Origin of the sequence: Actinospica acidithermotolerans (assembly GCF_018139625.1) — a bacterium.
In the GTDB taxonomy this organism is placed as follows: Bacteria; Actinomycetota; Actinomycetes; order Streptomycetales; family Catenulisporaceae; genus Actinospica; species Actinospica acidithermotolerans.
This window is the reverse complement of record NZ_JAGSOH010000330.1, coordinates 1-529: the sequence shown is the minus strand read 5'-3', so window position 1 is coordinate 529 and position 529 is coordinate 1. Positions and strand designations below refer to the sequence as shown.

The following is a 529-nucleotide window of genomic DNA, read 5'->3' as shown; positions in this document are numbered from 1 at the left end:
TAGTTCTTCACCGTCTTCTCGGCCAGAAACATCCGCTCCCCGATCTGCCGATTGGTCAACCCGTCCCCGATCAGATCGAGGATCCGCCGCTCCTGCGCCGTCAACGCCGCAAGCGGATCCTTCCGATCCCCCGCCCGCAACCGCGTCATCACCGCCGCCGTCAGCTTCGGATCCAGCAGCGAACCACCCGCCGCAACCGTACGCACCGCCCCCACCAGATCCGTCCCCGAAACCTGCTTCAGCAGATACCCCGAAGCCCCCGCCATGATCGCATCGAACAACGCCTCATCATCCGCGAACGACGTCAACATCAGACACGCCAACTCCGGCATCCGCGACCGCAGATCCCGGCACACCGAAACCCCGTCCCCATCCGGCAACCGCACATCCAACACCGCCACCTGCGGCCGAAGCGCCGGAACCCGCGCCAACGCCTCAGCCGCCGTCGACGCCTCACCCACCACCTCGAACTCCCCCTCAACCTCCAACAGATCCTTGATACCCCGGCGAACCACCTCGTGATCATCCA

1 protein-coding gene is annotated in these 529 nt (G+C 65.2%); it reads right to left on the bottom strand.

The annotated features are described in order from the left end of the window. Window positions 1-529 (bottom strand): response regulator transcription factor (locus KDK95_RS34935; RefSeq protein ID WP_212522636.1); only part of this gene is annotated, 529 nt, incomplete at both ends.